General features: G+C 59.3%; 18 protein-coding genes and 2 pseudogenes. 9 read left to right on the top strand and 11 right to left on the bottom strand.

What is annotated here, in order from left to right:
- Positions 1–43 precede the first annotated feature (43 nt).
- The 5 genes and pseudogenes from V8P77_RS31485 to V8P77_RS31465 form a co-directional block, all read right to left on the bottom strand.
- The gene (locus tag V8P77_RS31485; RefSeq protein WP_025397991.1) at positions 44–409 is read right to left on the bottom strand and encodes an SPW repeat protein; all 366 of its coding nucleotides are present in this window, start codon (positions 407–409) and stop codon (positions 44–46) included.
- A gap of 28 nt (positions 410–437) precedes the next feature.
- Entirely contained in the window at positions 438–692 is a 255-nt protein-coding gene (locus tag V8P77_RS31480; protein WP_335916228.1) for a DNA-directed RNA polymerase subunit omega, read from the bottom strand.
- Positions 693–791: 99 nt separating this feature from the next.
- Positions 792–1292: pseudogene (locus tag V8P77_RS31475) on the bottom strand (ETC complex I subunit); the annotation flags it as partial.
- A 67-nt stretch (positions 1293–1359) separates the two neighbouring features.
- Entirely contained in the window at positions 1360–1869 is a 510-nt protein-coding gene (locus tag V8P77_RS31470; protein WP_131714471.1) for an Hsp20/alpha crystallin family protein, read from the bottom strand.
- A gap of 82 nt (positions 1870–1951) precedes the next feature.
- A complete protein-coding gene (locus V8P77_RS31465; RefSeq protein ID WP_335916162.1) occupies positions 1952–2425 on the bottom strand; it encodes an Hsp20 family protein in 474 nt (157 codons plus the stop codon).
- A 1386-nt stretch (positions 2426–3811) separates the two neighbouring features.
- Between V8P77_RS31465 and V8P77_RS31460 the strand changes: the two genes are divergently transcribed.
- Positions 3812–4192 carry a hypothetical protein gene (locus tag V8P77_RS31460; protein ID WP_335916161.1) on the top strand — a complete coding sequence of 127 codons (381 nt, stop codon included), beginning with the start codon at positions 3812–3814 and terminating at the stop codon, positions 4190–4192.
- Between the two features lie 496 nt (positions 4193–4688).
- Positions 4689–5339 (top strand): pyridoxamine 5'-phosphate oxidase family protein, encoded by a 651-nt coding sequence (locus V8P77_RS31455; RefSeq protein ID WP_335916159.1) that lies wholly within the window; start codon positions 4689–4691, stop codon positions 5337–5339.
- Between the two features lie 153 nt (positions 5340–5492).
- Here the strand turns inward: V8P77_RS31455 and V8P77_RS31450 are convergent, their stop codons facing one another.
- Complete coding sequence (locus tag V8P77_RS31450) at positions 5493–5681, bottom strand: hypothetical protein (protein WP_017959409.1); 189 nt, start codon at positions 5679–5681, stop codon at positions 5493–5495.
- A gap of 393 nt (positions 5682–6074) precedes the next feature.
- On the opposite strand from V8P77_RS31450, the gene aac(3) reads away from it, so the two are divergent.
- A complete protein-coding gene (gene aac(3) / locus V8P77_RS31445; protein WP_335916158.1) occupies positions 6075–6890 on the top strand; it encodes an aminoglycoside 3-N-acetyltransferase in 816 nt (271 codons plus the stop codon).
- A gap of 35 nt (positions 6891–6925) precedes the next feature.
- Here aac(3) and V8P77_RS34855 read toward each other — a convergent pair.
- The 3 genes and pseudogenes from V8P77_RS34855 to V8P77_RS31435 all read right to left on the bottom strand — a co-directional run.
- A pseudogene (locus V8P77_RS34855) lies at positions 6926–7101 on the bottom strand (kinase); the annotation flags it as partial.
- Complete coding sequence (locus V8P77_RS31440) at positions 7102–7671, bottom strand: pyridoxamine 5'-phosphate oxidase family protein (protein WP_335916157.1); 570 nt, start codon at positions 7669–7671, stop codon at positions 7102–7104.
- An 88-nt stretch (positions 7672–7759) separates the two neighbouring features.
- On the bottom strand, positions 7760–8464 hold the full coding sequence (locus V8P77_RS31435; protein WP_335916155.1) for an SDR family oxidoreductase: 705 nt from the start codon (positions 8462–8464) through the stop codon (positions 7760–7762).
- Positions 8465–8580: 116 nt separating this feature from the next.
- Between V8P77_RS31435 and gcvA the strand changes: the two genes are divergently transcribed.
- Complete coding sequence (gcvA, locus tag V8P77_RS31430) at positions 8581–9468, top strand: transcriptional regulator GcvA (protein WP_335916153.1); 888 nt, start codon at positions 8581–8583, stop codon at positions 9466–9468.
- A 296-nt stretch (positions 9469–9764) separates the two neighbouring features.
- A complete protein-coding gene (locus tag V8P77_RS31425; RefSeq protein WP_335916152.1) occupies positions 9765–11471 on the top strand; it encodes an adenylate/guanylate cyclase domain-containing protein in 1707 nt (568 codons plus the stop codon).
- 604 nt (positions 11472–12075) lie between these two features.
- Here V8P77_RS31425 and V8P77_RS31420 read toward each other — a convergent pair.
- Positions 12076–13059 carry a phosphotransferase enzyme family protein gene (locus V8P77_RS31420; protein ID WP_335916151.1) on the bottom strand — a complete coding sequence of 328 codons (984 nt, stop codon included), beginning with the start codon at positions 13057–13059 and terminating at the stop codon, positions 12076–12078.
- A gap of 139 nt (positions 13060–13198) precedes the next feature.
- Between V8P77_RS31420 and V8P77_RS31415 the strand changes: the two genes are divergently transcribed.
- Entirely contained in the window at positions 13199–13648 is a 450-nt protein-coding gene (locus V8P77_RS31415) for a hypothetical protein (protein ID WP_335916150.1), read from the top strand.
- A 131-nt stretch (positions 13649–13779) separates the two neighbouring features.
- Here the strand turns inward: V8P77_RS31415 and V8P77_RS31410 are convergent, their stop codons facing one another.
- Positions 13780–14286: a DUF2199 domain-containing protein gene (locus V8P77_RS31410; protein WP_335916149.1), complete on the bottom strand. Its 507-nt coding sequence runs from the start codon at positions 14284–14286 to the stop codon at positions 13780–13782.
- A 669-nt stretch (positions 14287–14955) separates the two neighbouring features.
- Between V8P77_RS31410 and V8P77_RS31405 the strand changes: the two genes are divergently transcribed.
- The 3 genes from V8P77_RS31405 to V8P77_RS31395 all read left to right on the top strand — a co-directional run bounded on the left by V8P77_RS31405 (position 14956) and on the right by V8P77_RS31395 (position 17511).
- Positions 14956–15756, top strand: a complete 801-nt coding sequence (locus V8P77_RS31405; RefSeq protein WP_335916148.1) for a sulfite exporter TauE/SafE family protein — start codon at positions 14956–14958, stop codon at positions 15754–15756.
- Positions 15757–15853: 97 nt separating this feature from the next.
- Complete coding sequence (locus tag V8P77_RS31400; RefSeq protein WP_335916147.1) at positions 15854–16597, top strand: SDR family NAD(P)-dependent oxidoreductase; 744 nt, start codon at positions 15854–15856, stop codon at positions 16595–16597.
- Positions 16594–17511 carry an RNA polymerase sigma factor gene (locus tag V8P77_RS31395; protein WP_335916146.1) on the top strand — a complete coding sequence of 306 codons (918 nt, stop codon included), beginning with the start codon at positions 16594–16596 and terminating at the stop codon, positions 17509–17511. The genes V8P77_RS31400 and V8P77_RS31395 overlap by 4 nt, the downstream gene beginning before the upstream one ends.
- Positions 17512–17526: the final 15 nt, after the last annotated feature.

Genomic DNA, 17526 nt, shown 5'->3' with positions numbered 1-17526 from the left:
ACAAACAAGCGGGCCCGGAGTTCCGGGCCCGCTCGCTTTTGCCTCAGGTGGTCGAAAGCGGGTGGTTGTGGGTAAACCAGATGCTGCCTGCGGCCAAAACCGCGACCACGATGCCGGCAATCAGATGTGCCCACATCGCAGCGCCCACCGCCGAGAAACCCAGAACCCATGGCGCCACTACGGCCCAGACGCCGAGCACCAGGTTGATCCATTCTTCCGCCTCGTAAAATGCGAAGAGCGCGGCGGCGGCGATCACGGCGATGGCAAGGCCGACGATCCAGGCATTCCACGCAGCATAGGCCTCGGTTGCGAAACCAAGGAGCCAGGGTGACAGGAAAAGAGCCAGCCCAGCAACGATATTGATGATATCGAATGCTGCACGGTCCTTCGAAGACTGAGATTTCATCATTGTCGTTTCTCCTTACTTGTTTGCATCATCATTGAACCGCCTCCGGTGGCGTGGAGACGGGTGCGGCAGCGGCGTCTTGCCGTTGCCGCGAAGGTGTGGCCGGATCGGCGGCGTGAAGTCGCTTTGTCCCTGACGGTCCGCCCAGAAAGGGTGCGAGCTCGCTGCTGCTGAACGAGCCTCCTGCAATCTCCCGCAGCGCGAGTTCGCTGATGCAGGCATCTGAAGGATCCAGCCTCGGCTCCGCCCCTCGATAGAGGGCGCGGCTTCGTGCGGCAGCAGCCATAGTCAGCGCGAACCTGTTGGGCAGGATCTTCTCGCAATCGAAGACGATAGATGGGTTCATGGCTCCACCTCACGCGGCATCTCGGTTGATCGTTGGGGAATCATAGACGTGGGTCTGCAACCCGGCGTCTCCTGACATGCCGAGGCCGAGCCGTAGCAATGTCGAATCGGAGAAGGCATGAGGTCGTCGGTACGTTCGCCGGCCGGTTCTCTGCTTTGCCGCCGCCGCCTTACTCACCCGACGCTGCACCCTGTAGGTCAGCCCCTGCCGTTCCGCATAGCGGATTGCTGATTCAAGGGTTGGAAATTCCAGCTCAACCTGTGTGAGCGTGTCGGTACTGCCCGTATAGCCCATCAAAGGCTCGATGAACGGTGCGCTACGGCGCTCGAAGACGAGCCGCCAGCCTTTCGTTCGCGGGGTGCCTGACGTCATCGCCGAGCGCGATGGCCTGAAGATTCGGGCGACAGCATCCTCCGGAAATGCCGAGCGGCCGAATGACAGCGGCTTCCGCTGGTTGTCATTCGCCGGCCAGCTACCCGAAACAGCCGTGTCTGGTTTGTGCGTCTCTCTGTTGTGCGTCTCTCTGTTAACTTCCATCATCATATCCCTCCCTATCGGCGAAGGATGCCGGCGGCCGCCACAAGGCCGGCCGCCGGTGGTCGGTTGGTTAGCTCTTGATGGCGATCCGCTTGACTTGCGACTGCGCCTGTTCGCTCTTCGGCAAGGTCACCGTCAACACGCCGTTTTTGAAGCGGGCGTCGATATTGTCTTCCTTGACTTCCGCACCGAGCGGAATGCGACGCTCGAAGCGGCCGTAGTAGCGTTCGGAGAACTGGCGATCCTTGTCCTCGGTCTCGGAGTGCTTTTCGCCTTTCAGCGTCAGCACGCCGTCATTGAGCAGGACTTCGATGTCCTTTTCCTCAAGTCCCGGCACCTCGGCCGTCACCGTGATCTCCTTTTCGTTGTCGGAGATCTCGACGTTCGGCCATCCGCCACCAAAGCCACTGCGGCCAGTCAACGACGGAAAGTTGGAACCGAAGCCGCGGAATGCGTCGTCGAACAATCGGTTCACCTCGCGATGCAGGGACAGGAACGGATCACGATCGTCATCACGCAAAAGGCTGGGAGCCTTATGGCCGTTGTTCCCGCTCCAGGGAATGAGATCACGAACACTCATGTCTTTTCTCCTTTCTCTTGGTTCGCAGCGAAGCGCGCATATCGGCGCCGGGCGTGCCCGGCACCGATGTGCCTTTCGAGGCTTAAGCTGCTTGCGTCTCAGCTTCGATCTGCTTGGTCTCGAACTTTGGAAGCGCCTGGCCAGATCCGATCTCGATCTGGCGCGGCTTCATTTCTTCGGGGATCTCGCGCTTCAGATCGATGATCAGCAGTCCGTCGACGAGTTCAGCGCTTTCGACCTTGACGTGGTCGGCAAGTTCGAAGCGGCGCTGGAAGCTTCGCTGAGCGACGCTGCGATGAAGATACTGCACGTCGTCATCGCTATCCGCCTTCCTGCCCGCGACCACGAGCAGGTTCTGCTCCTGCGTCATCGACAGTTCGTCCTGGGAGAATCCCGCCACCGCCATTTCGATGCGGTATTCATCCTCGCCCGTCTTGAGGATGTCGTAAGGCGGCCAGTTATCGACGGTGTCGATCCCGGCTTGAAGCGCACTTAACATTCGGTCAAAGCCGATGCTTGACCGGAACAGGGGAGAGAAATCGAGGTTTGTCCTCATAGCCATATCCTCCTTTGAAGCAACATGGATACAAGGAGACGCCAAGAGCGACCCGGCGTCTCCTGGACTTTGCCGGTCCCAATTGGGCTACCAGCATAGATCATTTAATTCAGGCGGTTACCGGTTCAAGAGGGGTCGGGGCATCAAGAATGAAAAATTAGTTTGGCAGGCTATTCGGCCGGCGTGAAATCGGCAACGGGCGGGCGGCGTAAGGGCGCTGGACATTGCCAGCCGGGCGTCCAACCAGGCTGTCAAAAAGAGCCCCGCGTTTGAACCTGCGGGGCTAGTGAGCGTACATGGAAAGCGGATCATCGAAGGCTAAACCTTCAGATCCGGCCCCGAAACGCGTTGAAGCCGAAAAAGTTCCGGCACCGCCGGTGAAGGCCGAGCATTGCCTGGTGATGGACGTCGTGGCTGTCCGGCTTCTGGCTTGTGAGAACTCCGGCCCGGCTTTCAGTGGCGACGGCAAAACGCGCGATCAGCGAAGTTCATCGTCACGTGTTTCCGAGGTCGTCCAGCCGTGCGCGCCTCGCCCGAATGAGCGAGACGCCGACGGTGACGGATTTCTTCCCGTGATGTCCTAAAAAAATGCCCCGCCGAGGCGGGGCAAGTTCAGGGGTCTACGAGGAACACCATTGCGTTCCTTTCGATATAACAAAATGGGCCGGCCGGGCTCCCGGTGGGCTTTTGTACCGATCTTTCCAGAGCTTAAACGTGCGGAGATAAGAAAAACCCCGCGAAGATGGGAGGCTTCAGGATCTTTTGGCCCAACGTCAGATCCGACGCAACGGGCTGAAGTGGGATGGCTATCGCCTAAAGGGATTGGAACATGCTCCGGGCGGTCCGGCTGTCAAACCCTCGCCGAGGTCTATTCCTCGGCGGAATGGGCCGGTTGCGTTTTGCGGATCAAAAAAAGGTGCCCCGCCGAAACGGGGCAATCTGGAAAGGACGGATCGTACAGGAAGGAAGGGATGGCGGACGGCCCCGGGATTGGGGCCACCTGTACGATCCTGATGTCAAAACAACGATTGGTCGAAAAAGTTCCTGTGCGCTTCCGCACCAATGCTTGGAATAATCTGTACTTGCGCAACGATTGCTGAGTTCAGAGAAGAAAAACCCCGCTGGAGCGGGGATCAGGAAAGGGGGTGTTTTCTGGGCTAGCGAATTATTTGCGCTGCAAAAACTATTTCGAACATAAATCATAAGTTTTCAATAAAACAATAATCTATGGAATAACTTTTCCCCAGATATCTGCTGAAAACTATCAAAGCATCGTTCGACTTCGCTTTTTCGGCAAGGCGAGTTGTAGCTAATTACAAGAGATGACTTGTAGATCATATGTGTCGGATAGAAACTGTGCTTTGCGGAAACGGGAGGGATTGGCAAATGCATAGAATTATACTGATTGTACTATCTGTAATGTTTCTCGGAACGCAAGCTATTGCTGCTACCGCGATGATAGGAAAGGAGCTTCAGGCTCTGTTTTCAAACGGCAAAGTGATTGCGCTGGGCGGCCCAAAAGAGGGCTACAGCGGGGAGCTTTCTGTACTCAAGGACGGCACCGCACATGGTCAGGTCAAACTCGATTCCGGAGATGTAATCTCAATTGACGGCGTATGGCACATTTCTGGCAACACGTTCTGCCGTACCTGGAAGGGCGGGAGGGACGCGGGCAAGGCGGTATGTGAGACCTGGATTAAAACAGGCCCGAAGTCGGTCAGCATGTTGAACGGAAATGAGAATATTGGCGGAAACTCTTGGAGATAGCATCGAGACCGTGATCGATTTGCAAACCGGGCACAGACGCTGCAAGCACCGGTGATGCAGCTGAGCTGTCGTCCTCTTCCAACTGGAGAATCTGCAGCATCAATCAAGAGGGCCGCCGACCTGTTAAGCCGGGGCGGCCGCCCGGCTTAACAGGAGACAGCGGTTTTCGGGGTGAAAACCAGCCGAGCGACCGGTTTTCAAACCCGCCTGAGGGTTCGTGGTTCCGCCTCTCACCCGAAAGGACTACACCTTCACAAAGCACGAAGCGTCGGCCCTGGGCGCCGGGATCGCCGATAGGACGACAGGGCCAAGCATCCTGATCTCTATGATACTGCTGTCGACATCCGGATCGGCGGAATTGATCCCGCACATCAACTCATGTATACCTTTATGAGGTACGTACATCATATCTACGGCTTGCGAGCCGGGACGGAGAGTTGCGAGGCCAGGGTCGCAGGCCTGGAGTTCGCAACGAGAGGGATTTCGGGAGGGGATCATGACGGGTTTACAACTCAATCCAGATTTTGCGATTGCGGATGAACAGTCGCTTCGGGCGCTGTTCGAGCCGACCCATGCTCTGGCAATCGTGAAGTGTCAGAATTCGCTTGGCGAGCATGCGCAGGAATTCATCCGGCGCTCGCCGTTCTTCTGCATCGGCACGCAGAGTTCGGAGGGAAAGGCCGACGTCAGTCCTCGCGGCGACCCTCCGGGGTTCGTCAAGGTTCTTGACGAGCGCACCCTGGCGATCCCGGATCGACCCGGCAACAATCGTCTGGATACCTTAAGCAACATCATCGCCAACCCGAATGTCGGACTATTGTTTCTTATCCCCGGTTTCGACGACACATTGCGCGTCAACGGGCGGGCAAGTCTGACCAATGATCCTCAACTGCTGACGAGCATGAGCGTTGCCGATCGTCTCCCGAAACTCGCGATCATCGTCAACGTCAGCGAAGTTTTCATGCATTGCGCCAAGGCGTTCAGACGGTCCCGCTTGTGGAGCCCGGACCATTTCCAGGACCGCAAGGAGATGCCCTCGCTGATAAAGATCATTCTGGATGAGACGACAGGGGCGCCGAAGGACGGGGATGAAATGCGAAAGATGGACGAAGACCTGGAACAAGCCTACCGAAAGACACTTTACTAGCTGCCCGGCGGCGGCAGAAGCGGGCGATGGCACGCTCCAAACAGGCTGGCGACTCATTGCGGATGGGCGCCATGTCTCCACTGCCTCAACTCGCTTGAACTTCGGAACGGCGCTACCCGCCCATTCCGACGCATTGTGCCTTTCGCAGAAGTCTCAGATCGCGGTCTGCATGAGATAAGGAGATTTTTCGACGGGAACCCGCGCGACGATCTTCATCACCAGCGTGGGAGCGACATCAGGAACAGAGCTCACTCGTCCGTCTTTGTAGAGCACCCGCAAGACGCAGGTCTCGCTATCATATTCAAGTTCGGCGATTGTCTTTGAATGGACCAGAAATTGCATCTTCAGCTGCCTCCTGCACTGCAGCATGACCAAATGAAAACGACCGACCGCCGCCCACCCTCGAGGGACAATGCTTGATCGGCATGAAGCCTCTTTGCCACTTCGGCGGCCAGCGCTATCCGAAACGCGATCCAGAAGACAATGCGTCCCGCCAAATCGTGCCGGCGAAGTCGTGAAGAAATCTAGTAAAATCCACCCTCGAAATCGCGTGAAATCAGCGTGACACACGCCCCGCGACTATATTTGACACGGGACCACCAGAATAAGATGTGCGTAGCGCCTGCCGCAACGAGGCCGAACGCAGTTGCACCGCGATTCGTCGGCTGAAGGTGAGTATCAGAGCAGGGTCGTCGCTCACTTGACTCCCGCACGCGACCCTATGATCGTCTGCCGATGATCGTTCCGCGCATTCACACTCGCCTCTCGCTCGCCAGCGATCTCGACAGTCTCGGCATTCGCGCCGGCGACATTGTCATGGTCCACGCCGCGATGAAGCGGGTGGGGCGGCTGCTCAACGGGCCTGATGTACTGATCGAAGCGCTTCGCGATGCCGTGGGGCCTGCCGGCACCATCGTCGCCTATACCGACTGGAACGGTGCCTATGATGCGCTGCTCGATGAAAATGGCCGCGTCCCGCCGGAATGGCGTGCCCATATCGCGCCGTTCGATCCGGCTGTTTCCCGCGCTGCCCGCGATAATGGCGTACTCGCCGAATTCATTCGAACGACACCGGGGGCAAGACGCAGCGGCAATCCGGGCGCCTCGGTCGCGGCAATCGGCGCGCGCGCGGATTGGCTCACCGCCGATCACCCGCTCGATTACGGCTATGGAGAGACATCGCCGCTCGGCAGGTTGGTGGCGGCAGGCGGCAAGGTTCTGATGGCCGGAGCCCCGCTCGACACCATGACCCTGCTCCACCATGCGGAACACCTGGCGCGAATTCCGAACAAGCGCCTGCGCCGCTACGAGGCGCCCTTTGCCACATCGGCCGGCGTGGTGTGGCGGATGTTGGAAGAGTTCGACACAAGCGACCCGGTCGTGCCGGGCCTTGACGACGATTATTTCGGCGTGATCGTGCGGGCGTTTCTGGCAAGCGGGCAGGGTGCGCAGGGCCTGGTCGGAGACGCAGGATCGGTCCTGGTCGACGCGGCCGCGATCTGCAGCTTCGCTGTCGCATGGCTGGAGCATCATGCTCGGCCTGAAGGCTGAGCGGCTAAGCCGCGCGTCGCGCGTCAAAGGGTGCTTCAGAACAGGCGGTCGACACATCGCTCGGTCTCCCACGCCTTGAGGAAATTCGCCTGCCTTGCAATCCAGCCGACAGTCTCGCTTCCCCAACTCCTGGGTCCGGCTGGCATACTGGCCGATCAGCCGGATTGGCGGACGATGCGAACCGATGGGCGGCTTCGACGTCGTCTGGCGTTCAGGGATTGACCCAGCGGGAGGAGGTCAGCGCGCCCAGCTTGTCGTAGGCAAAGACTGCGCGTCGGTTGTCGGCGTGGCGCAACTGGAACCAGTCCAGCATCTCGGCCCGGAAGATCAGCACCCCGAAGACGGCCTGTCCATCGGCGTCTGCGGCCGTACTCTCGCTTGCCGGCCGCTCGCTGATGTCGTCGCCCGGCGGCCCGCCCATATAGGTGCTGCGCGTCGATCGCGGCAGCTGGCTCCAGGCCTCGGCCGCGCGTTCGCTTGCCGGCCCATTGAGTTCGGCCGATCCCTGAAGGCGAAGCTGCACTTTGGGCTGCGGCCCAAAGCCGAGGATGGTGACCAAAGGATTGGCCGATATTTCCTGCCATTTCGGGCTTCTGATATCCGTATGGATTTCCAGGACGCGTCGCGCCACATCCACGCGCCGCAGCACCACCATGCGGGCTTGCGGCCGGCCGTAGGCATCGACAGAACACAGGTTCAGGTAGCGGAAGGCCGACTGCGGATCGGCGGCAGCACCTTCGAGCTCGGCCCAGGCCGATGCATCGACCTCGGCGAGGGTCACTCTGTCGCCTCCGCCTTCTTCATCTCGCCGGCCTTGACGTTCCAGCTGCTAGACATCGCTGTTCTCCTCGGCGTTGAGAGCGATCCTGTCAGACGGACCGGGTAAGGCCGCCGTCGATCCTGAGACTCTGGCCGGTGATATAGCCCGCCCCTCCGGAAACCAGGAAGGAAATCGTCGCGGCCACTTCGGCGCTGGTGCCGTAGCGCTTCATCGGCACGCTGTCGCGGCGCTCCTCCGTCGCCGGCAGGCTGTCGATCCAGCCTGGCAGCACGTTGTTGATGCGGATGCCGTCGCCCGCATAGGTATCGGCGTAAATCTTGGTGTAGGCGGCAAGCCCGGCGCGGAAGACGGCCGAGGTCGGGAACATCGCCGACGGTTCGGACACCCAGGCAGTGGAGATATTGACGATTGCGCCCGACTTCTGCGCCTGCATGATCGGCGTGACCAGCCGAACCGAACGGATGACGTTCATCAGATAGACGTCGAGGCCGGTATGCCACTGTTCGTCGGTGACCTCGATGATCGGCGCACGGGGGCCGTGGCCGGCGCTGTTGACAAGGACGTCGATGCGGCCCCATTTCTCCATCGTGGCGTCGACCAGGCGCTTGAGGTCGTCGTTGGACTGGTTCGAGCCGGTGACGCCGATACCGCCCAGTTCGGCGGCAAGCGCCTCGCCCTTGCCTGATGAAGACAGGATGGCGACCTTGAATCCATCGGCCGCCAGCCGCTTCGCGGCTTCCGCACCCATGCCACTGCCGCCAGCCGTAATGATCGCTACCTTTTCTACTGTCATCGTCGCTATCCCTGTTCGATTTGCGCCCATTGCCGGGCGTTGATCCTTGGAATACCATGGGCTCCAAGCGAGAGCGAACCAGTTTTCGTGAAATGTCCCAGTAGAAAAACTATCGAATGGCCATGCTGATCGGCAATCTTCCATCCCTCAACGGCCTCAAGGCCTTCGACGTGGCGGCGCGTCACCTGAACTTCCGGCTTGCGGCCGAAGAGCTCGGCGTCACCCAGGGAGCCGTCGCCCAGCACGTGCGCGGGCTTGAGGCGGAGCTCGGGGTGACATTGTTCGAGCGCCTGCCGAAGTCATTGGCGCTGACGGGCGAGGGGAGAAGCTACGTCGCCGATGTCAGGCGCGCCTTCGAACTGCTCGCAAACGCGACGGCGAACCTGAAGCCTCAGCCGGTCAAACTGGTGGTCAGCACCACACCGACCTTCGCCTCGAGATGGCTGATCCCGCGTCTTCCTGATTTCACCTCGAGACATCCCGATCTCGATCTCCACATCCTGGCGACGGACCGCATTTCCAGCTTCCAGGCAGACGGCGTCGATCTCGCCGTCCGCTATGGCAGCCCTCCCTTCGGTCCCGGCCTTGCCGCCGAACTGCTGTTCGAGCAGCAGATCATTGCCATCTGCAATCCAAGCCTCGTCGCCGAGGGAGCCGAGCCTGAGAACGCAGAAGAACTCTCGCACTACACGCTCCTTCACGATGCCCATAATTCCTGGCCCGAATATATCGATCGCTTCCTCGGCGGCGGCGATCCCACGCTATTTCGGGGCATCAGCTTCTCACAGACATCGCACGCGATCGAAGCCGCCATCGCCGGACAGGGCATCGCCGTGGCGACCCGCGCTTTCGTCTCGACCGACATCGAGGCGGGCAGGCTTAGGCAGGTCTTCGACGGCGCCCTCAGAGCGCGGGCGCACTTCTATCTGGTGAAGCCGCGATATCGGAAGTCCGAAGCGGTCGAAAAGCTTCAGAACTGGCTGCGGTCAAAGGTGCAGAGCTGATGGTCGGACAGCCATCGCTCAAGGAATGAACCAGCTGCGGCAGGTTTGCGCCCAGGAGCAGTCGTTAGGGCACTTCCGCCGGGGCCCCCGCTCGCCGGCCATCACCAGACGTTCAAGAACCGTCCGCTTTCCGTGGATACTGATTTCCGTGTCGTCCACCTCGACGCCGTCGGTCACAAAGAAGGATGACGGCTCGATGGAGGTGGAGATCGCCTGGACATTACCTCTTTACCACTTGTTGACTCACCCGCGGTTGAACAATAACCTGCTAATTCGGTCGTTAGGCTTGTCCTCACATGACGGATCAATCTTTTCAGCGTCGCCTTGCCGCCATCGTCGTTGCCGATGTGGTGGGATACTCACGCCTGATGGAGGCTGATGAGGTCGCAACGCTGGCGAACCTCAGGGAACTCCGTTCTGGCGTTGTCGAGCCGGCTGTCATGCGCCACAAGGGTCGCATCTTCAAGGTCATGGGCGACGGATTCCTAATCGAATTCGGTAGCGCGGTGGACGCGGTCGCAGCAGCGTTGGAAATGCAACGGGCCACCACCGCTGTTGAGGCTTCCGGAGACCGGCGCCTGCTTTTGCGTGTAGGCGTCAATCTGGGAGATGTCATTGACGACGGTTCAGACGTCCTCGGCGACGACGTCAATGTCGCGGCGCGCCTCCAGACGCAGGCCGCACCGGGAGGTATCTGCATTTCAGCCAATGTTCACGGCGAGATCGTCGGCAAGATTAGCGACCGGTTCTTTGATGCAGGCGAACGCTACCTGAAGAACCTGACTCGCCCGGTCCACGTGTGGCATTGGCCGGATGCGCTGCAGAGCATATTGCCGCTGCCCGAATGTCCCTCGATCGCTGTATTGCCGTTCACGAATATGAGTGGGGATGAAGCGGACGCGCCTTTCGTCGACGGCTTGACCGAAGACCTGATCACCGACCTTTCCCGTACGGCTGGCCTGTTCGTCATCGCGCGCAATTCCGTGTACGTCTACAAGGGCAAGCCGGTCGACGTACGGCTGGTCGCCCAGGAACTCGGCGTCCGCTATGTCCTCGAGGGGAGCGCCAGACGCGCAATGGGCCGTGTCCGCATCAATGCCCAATTGGTCGACACGCTTGCCGGCCAGCACTTGTGGGCCGACCGGTTTGACAGGACGGTGGAAGATGTTTTCGAATTACAGGATGAAGTTAACGCCAAGATTCTTGAAGCCCTCGTCGGCCGGCTGACCATCCCGACGCCGCGCAATCGGCCGAAGAACTTTGAGGCGTACGATCTGTGTGTGCGCGCCCGCCTCCTGACGGAAGAGTCGCCGCAAACTGAGCGTGAGGCCTATATGCTGCTCCAACGCGCGGTTGAGCTCGAGCCATCATATGCCGAGGCGCTCGGTCTGCTCGCCTATAACCGTTGGCTTGCCTGGACTCATTTCGGCGAGCCCGAAGATCCTAACCGTCGGCTGGCGGCGACGTTCGCGCAGAAGGCGGTCGACCTGGATCCCAACGATGCCGGCTGCCGTTACGTTCTGGGGACCATTTTGGCTTATGAGCGGCGATGGGAGGAATCGGAGGCCGCCTTCGCCAAGGCCCTGGAGCTGGACCCCAACCACGCCGACACCTGGGCCGCCATGTCGGACATGTCCGTGCTGGACGGCAGGGTTGCCGACGGACTGGCGCAGATCGAAAAAGCTCTGCGGCTCAATCCCTACCCAACCTGCTGGTATCTTTGTCATCTTGGGCAGGCGCAATACGCCGCGCGCGACTATGAGGCGGCAGCCGCTACGCTTCGCAGGAAAGACACGTATCGTACCAACTCACGCAAATTCCTGGCTGCTACGCTTGCGCAGTTGGGCCACCGTGAGGAGGCGCGGCGAGAGGCAGAATTGTTCCTGATCGCCCACCCTCATTTCACGATCGGCCATTGGCTCAGCTCCCAGCCGCTGCGCGATGCATCTGTACGAGACCACTTTGTCGACGGCTTTCGAAAGGCCGGCCTGCCGGAGATGTGACAGCGGGTGAGAACAATCGCGACGCGTTCGAGAACTTTATCGACGGATATGCGCTGCGCGAGAGCGCCGGTCCGGTTCGCAGTGCCAAGCTTTCAGACGCTAAACAAAACGCGTCAATCAGCCCGAGTCCTGCATGACTTTTTCGTTGGACCGCCTTGCATCATAGTGGCGATGAGCCCGTAGCCCAGAATGAAGACAGGATGCTTTGCGAAACATTTAGGCAGCTTCGCGGAGACATGAAGGCGACGACGCTTACTTCCACAATCGGCGGCGCAAAGATGCCGTTACATTGAAACTAGACGATGTCTGCTTTCCAGCAGGTGCAAGGTATGCTTCAACGGCCGAGGGCGCAAAGCAGCCTTATCCTTCGATAACGAAAGAAGTCCGCTTGGGCCAACAGGGGTCGGTGGCCCCTAAGCGCTGATGTCTCCGACAAGTTCCCATGTATCGACCTTCTCGGGCGTCCCATTATCTGCACCAGGCCAAGCGGGCGAAGGTCGAAGCGATCGCCGACTGCGCCGGCGCACCGCCCGCTGTGGGGCACCGTCTTCGTCTACCTCTGGGGCTGCTACTCCGATGCTCCGACTGCCGAGCAGGCCTGAATTCAAAACAGGCGATCGACGCATCGCTCGGACTCCCACCTCCTGAGGAAATTCGCTTCCCGGGCAATCCAGCCAACAGTTTCGCTTCCCCATTCCTGGGCCCGGCTTGCATACTCGCCCATCAGCCAGATGTGGCGGACGATCACACAGCGATGGGCGGCTTCGAAGTCATCAGGCGTGATCGGCCGGACGGCCCGATAGGCATCGACGAAGGCGTCCCACATGGCGGTCGATCTCCGGCCGAAGGATGTTTGCGCCCACAAAAACACCGACAAGTCGTAGGCGAGGTATCCCGGACCGCCGTCATCGAAGTCGAAAAAGACGGCTTCGCCGGCGTCGTTGATCCGTGCATTGAAGCCGTGACAGTCGCCATGGCAATAAGTCGACGTCAAATCGCCGAAGGCTTCGATCGTCTTTGCGGTCCGCGCCGCGATGTCTTCAAGATCGCTGCGGACCTCGGCGTCTTCCACGACGCCACTGTCGCATGTGCGGGCAAGCGGCCGATGCAGCAAATGTTCGAGGTCGAGCCGATAGAGCACTCCTTCCGGCTGGAATGCCTCCGCCGCGTTGTGCAGCAAAGCAAGGGTCTTGCCGTTGGCCCGGGCATCGCCGGCATCCGCCGCATCCGGCTTGCGGCCCCCGATCTCCCGGAAGAGCACGGCCTGACGCACGCCCTCCGGCGCATCTCCCTCAAGGAACAATGCGCCCTCGCATGTCGGGATGGGTGCGGCGACGGGAACGCCCGATTGCGCAAGATGCGCCAGGAACGCCGTTTCGGTCTTGACGTCGGCCGGGCCACGGGCGCGGCGGTGGGAAAGCCGGAACACATACCGCTCGCCGTTGCTTGCAATGGCAAGATACACATCATTCAGGCCGCGTTGCAGCATCCGGCAGGAAACCGGCCCGGCAAGCGGATAATGCTGATTGATGAACTGTTCGATAGCCGCAACCTGCGGGGTCGAATAGAGCGGGTCGAAGTCGAGCATGGGCACTGTACCATCGGGCTTTGCTGGCAGGCTGCTTCCGCGGTGAAAGATCATGAAGGCGGTGGCGGTCGCAGGCACGTGCGATTGCAATAGGCTGCTGATTGGATAAGCTGAATGACGCTATTGATAAAACCAAGAGATGAAAAACAAAATGCAGGCTTCGCGATTTTTGAAAGAAAACTCTATTTCGATTTCTGTGCTTTCCATCATTTTCGGTCTGTCTGGATGTGTCACCACTCAAAACGGTGTCGCTATTTCTGCGGATCACAGTCGGGCTCTGAGTGGAGAGCGGACAAAGATGGGCCAGTCCTACAATTTGAATGAAGACTGCACGGCTGCAACAATAGCCAATATAAAATTGGTCCAAGCCCCGGCGCATGGCTCGGTTGAATTCGTCAAAGAGAATATTTATTCAAATTACAGGGATGGCATCCGCAATAAATGCAATTCCAGGAAATCTCTCGGCGTGTCGGAATACTATACTTCCAACAGCGGTTATTTTGGACGAGATATGTATAAGGTGAGGGTGTCCTACGGGGAGGGAACCATCAAGGACGTCACCGTCAACATTAATGTGATCAAGAATTAGGTCGTGGTGCCGCCGGGTGAAGGGTGTCCGGGCCATTCGATGTCTCCGTATTTATCGGGCGGGACGAGCCGGAATGGCCCTTCTCAGATCAAACCGCGAAGGTGAAACCTGTCAGCACACTAGCTTTGCCCTTAATTCCTTCTCGCTTCGATTGATTTCAGAACTTCATGGTAGCGCGCACTGTTCATGCCGCCGCGCTGTTCCGAAGCTAGGCACCCAAGGTCCTCTTGGCGCAGAGTGAACACGGGACGTTCAGTTTGAGTTTGAAATTGAATTTTGAGCGGTAGGCCCGCCGAGCTGGCGTAAGCTGGAAGTTCATTTGCCAGCGTTCCCTCGAGCGGCGGTTCGTTGGTACCATCCGTATCGTAGAAATCGAGATAGCGCTTGAAAACGGACAAATCGACCTCAGCCCAAACGCCCCAGCCAAATGAACCCTGAGCCTCCAGGAATGGCACGAGTAACAGGCCGCGAATAAAGAAACGCCCCCCGTAGTCGCAGAGGTCGTCGGTAAACTGAGCCGCCTCCGCACGCGCCTCCGCCGGGACAGCCCAGACTACATCTGGAAGCGTATAGGCCCAATCTGTTGGAAGACCCTCATGCGTATCTCCACATATCGAGCAGACGAAATGACTTTGCAATATTGATAATCCAGATCAGTGTTTCGACAGCCTACGATGGATAGTCTAATTCCGCCGCGGAGTGATGCAAGCTTGTAAAACTCGAAGAATCTGATTGCGGCCCTTTACCCACGCCCGACGCATCACCGCCATTTCTGGATGGACACTAAGACTACTGTAAATGGCGCACCCACCATAATGAGACTTCGTGTCGCCCTTTTCCGTAATCGAAATAATCCACCGGCAGACCAGCCGCGAGCTTAGCATCCGACATCGCCTTTCGTTCCGCCATGCATGCGTTATCAAGCATTGAAGCAACTTTTTCCGGATCTTTGTTTGAAAGATACGATTTTGTGGTCCGCGCCAAGCACTTGCCCAATGCACTCCCGGCTGACCCGACGCGGCGTAGCTCTGGGGTGTTATAGGGTGAAGTTGTAGTGCACGACGCGAGAGCCGTGACGGCACCTTAAATCGCAATGTTATCCCCGCTCAGATTGAAGTTTTATTGAGTCTCAGCATTTACCATCGCTACCACTGAAGCCCATGTTTCAACACCCGCAATCGAAGATCACAATAGTCGTCCACTTTCGGCCCTAAGCCGACGTTGCAATCCAGCCTTATCTTGGTGAATTCGATTGTGTCAGTTTGGGATAGCGATATCTTCAACGGACTGTATCGATGTCTGAGGGTTTGCCCGCCTCGCCACCCAAGTCTCAAAATCTCCCCGTGGCCTTTGCAGGCGGGGGAATTATCGGTGCCCTCGGCGGGTTGATTGGGCTTGGAGGAGCGGAATTCCGGTTGCCTCTCCTGATCGGATTGTTCAATTTTGCGGCTCTTGAGGCTGTCATCCTCAACAAGGCCATGAGCCTGGTCGTTGTTGCCACCGCGCTGCCGTTCCGTGCTGCGACAGTGCCTTTCAGCACGATCGCCGAGAACTGGCCGATCGTCGTCAACCTGCTCGCTGGAAGTCTGCTCGGCGCATGGTTTGGCGCGGGATGGGCAACCCGCCTGAAGTCGGAAACCCTCTGCAAGGTGATTGCCGCCATGCTGGTCGCGATCGCCGTCGTCCTGGTCGTTGGCCACGACGCGACAGCCGGCCAGGCGCTTCTAACGGGCGTGGCCCAGATGATCGCAGGCGTGGTGGCGGGTTTCATCATCGGGATTGTGGCATCCCTGCTCGGCGTGGCGGGCGGAGAGCTATTGATCCCGACGCTGGTGCTGCTTTTCGGAGCGGATATCAAACTGGCCGGAAGCCTCTCCCTCGCCGTAAGCCTGCCCACCATGCTGGTCGGGTTCACCCGCTACAGCCGCGATCAGAGTTTTTCGGTCCTTGGCCGCAACAAGACCTTCCTGCTGGTCATGGCGGGGGGCTCGATCGTCGGCACCTTTGTCGGCGGCCTCTTGCTTGGCATAGTGCCAAACGCCTTCCTCCTGCCGGCCCTGGCCGCAATCCTGCTGATCTCAGCGATAAAGGTTTGGCGGCACCGCTAATTCAACGACACGCGCGAAATAATGACTCTTTTCAGCTCGCTCGAACGTCCTTGTCGTGGCTGCCTTTGCGCGGTTTGGATCGAATGAGGAAAACAACATGGATTTGGATGGAAAACGGATCGTTGTCGTCGGTGGTAGCCGCGGGTTGGGCTTCGGAATGGCCGAGGCGTTTGTAGCGCGCGCAGCTAAAGTGACCGTCGTTGCTCGCGACGCAACGACTTTGCAAGCGCTGGGAGAGCAACTCGCCGTCACGACTGTGTCTGCTGACGCGACCAGTGCCGAGGCCGCAAAGAGGATCATGTCGGAGACACGACCCGATGTCGTCATCATGAACGCCGGCGCGGAACCGCCCATGGAACGGATCGATCGTGTTGGCTGGGAGGCGTTCACGACCAACTGGAACGTCGATGTGAAGGCCGCCCTGCATTGGGTCCAGGCCGCTCTGACCTTGCCGATGGCGCCGGGCGGGCTGGTCGTTCTCGTTTCCAGCGGAGCCGCGGTGCAAGGCTCGCCGTTGTCGGGAGGCTATGCAGGAGCAAAACGGGCGCAGTGGTTCATCGCAAAATATGCTGAGGGCTTGTCGACCCAGCTCGGCCTCGGCCTGCGTTTCCGGGTCATTGTTCCCCGGCAGATGTTTGCAGGAACCGGCGTGGGCAACGCCGGAATCTCCGCCTATGCTGCGGCGGCGGGCCGGACATTCGCCGAACAGGCCGCTACCTGGCCGGACATGACACCGCGTGGCTTTGGCGATACGGTAGCCGAGCTGATCGGCAACACGGCGCTGGAAGAGGCCATGATCTACGCCGTGCGTGGAGATACAGGCGTGACGGTCATCGAATGATGGATGAAGCAGCCCTTGAAGCAGAAGCGAAGAACACACTCTACGCGGCGCTGGCCAAGGAGGCGGATGCAGTTCGCCCGGAACTGCATCGCTATGCCGCCCGATTGGTCGGCTCGGTGATTGACGGCGAGGACGTGATACAGGACGCGTTGGTCAATGCGTTCGCGATGGTCGGCTCGATCTCGTCCGGGACGCCGCTACGCCCCTGGCTGTTTCGCATTGTTCACAATCGCGCCATCGATGCGCTGCGCCAGCGAAGTACCCGCCGGTCGGAGCCGCTGGAGACGGCCTTTGATCTGGCTGATGTCACTGCTGTTGATCCAGAGGATGCACTGATAAGGCAGGACACGGTGCGGATCGCCTTGGCTCACTTCGCCAAATTGCCGGTGCCGCAGCGTAGCGCGGTGATCCTCAAGGATGTGCTCGGAGAGCCGATCGCAGACATCGCCGCGCTACTGGGCCTGAGTATCGATGCTGTCAAAGCCCATCTCTCGCGTGGTCGGGCAGGATTGCGATCCATCTCCGAGTCGGAGTCCGAAGTTCCGCGACCCCCAAGTGCCGAGGTTCTGAATTTCGCAGCGCTCTTCAACGCGAGGGATTGGACGGCCCTGCGCAGCCTGCTTGCCGAGGATGTTCGGCTTCGTCAGGCACGACGGCCGCAGGTCTCCGGTGCGGCGAACGTTGGCCGATTCTTTTCCTATTATGCGGACTATCCGCGGGTTTGGATCGAACCGGCTTTTCTGGAGGGCAGGGAAATATTGCTGGTCTCGGCTGCGCCGTCCGCTGCTCCTGCTTACTTCATGCTGCTTGAATGGAGGGACCGAGAGATAACACTGATCCGCGACCATCGATATGCGACCTACGTCATGGAGGATGCGGCTGTGACGCGGGCCGCATCGCAACGCGGCTATTAGGCCTGTCGCTCTCAC

Origin of the sequence: Rhizobium aouanii (genome assembly GCF_037002925.1) — a bacterium.
GTDB lineage: Bacteria > Pseudomonadota > Alphaproteobacteria > Rhizobiales > Rhizobiaceae > Rhizobium > Rhizobium aouanii.
This window is presented reverse-complemented; position numbering and strand designations above follow the sequence as displayed.

Coding starts and splice junctions, on each gene's coding strand:
- V8P77_RS31485 (WP_025397991.1), bottom strand. CDS start 409: ATGATGAAATCTCAGTCTTCGAAGGACCGTGCAGCATTCGATATCATC.
- V8P77_RS31480 (WP_335916228.1), bottom strand. CDS start 692: ATGGCTGCTGCCGCACGAAGCCGCGCCCTCTATCGAGGGGCGGAGCCG.
- V8P77_RS31470 (WP_131714471.1), bottom strand. CDS start 1,869: ATGAGTGTTCGTGATCTCATTCCCTGGAGCGGGAACAACGGCCATAAG.
- V8P77_RS31465 (WP_335916162.1), bottom strand. CDS start 2,425: ATGAGGACAAACCTCGATTTCTCTCCCCTGTTCCGGTCAAGCATCGGC.
- V8P77_RS31460 (WP_335916161.1), top strand. CDS start 3,812: ATGCATAGAATTATACTGATTGTACTATCTGTAATGTTTCTCGGAACG.
- V8P77_RS31455 (WP_335916159.1), top strand. CDS start 4,689: ATGACGGGTTTACAACTCAATCCAGATTTTGCGATTGCGGATGAACAG.
- V8P77_RS31450 (WP_017959409.1), bottom strand. CDS start 5,681: ATGCAATTTCTGGTCCATTCAAAGACAATCGCCGAACTTGAATATGAT.
- V8P77_RS31435 (WP_335916155.1), bottom strand. CDS start 8,464: ATGACAGTAGAAAAGGTAGCGATCATTACGGCTGGCGGCAGTGGCATG.
- gcvA (WP_335916153.1), top strand. CDS start 8,581: ATGGCCATGCTGATCGGCAATCTTCCATCCCTCAACGGCCTCAAGGCC.
- V8P77_RS31425 (WP_335916152.1), top strand. CDS start 9,765: ATGACGGATCAATCTTTTCAGCGTCGCCTTGCCGCCATCGTCGTTGCC.
- V8P77_RS31420 (WP_335916151.1), bottom strand. CDS start 13,059: ATGCTCGACTTCGACCCGCTCTATTCGACCCCGCAGGTTGCGGCTATC.
- V8P77_RS31415 (WP_335916150.1), top strand. CDS start 13,199: ATGAAAAACAAAATGCAGGCTTCGCGATTTTTGAAAGAAAACTCTATT.
- V8P77_RS31400 (WP_335916147.1), top strand. CDS start 15,854: ATGGATTTGGATGGAAAACGGATCGTTGTCGTCGGTGGTAGCCGCGGG.
- V8P77_RS31395 (WP_335916146.1), top strand. CDS start 16,594: ATGATGGATGAAGCAGCCCTTGAAGCAGAAGCGAAGAACACACTCTAC.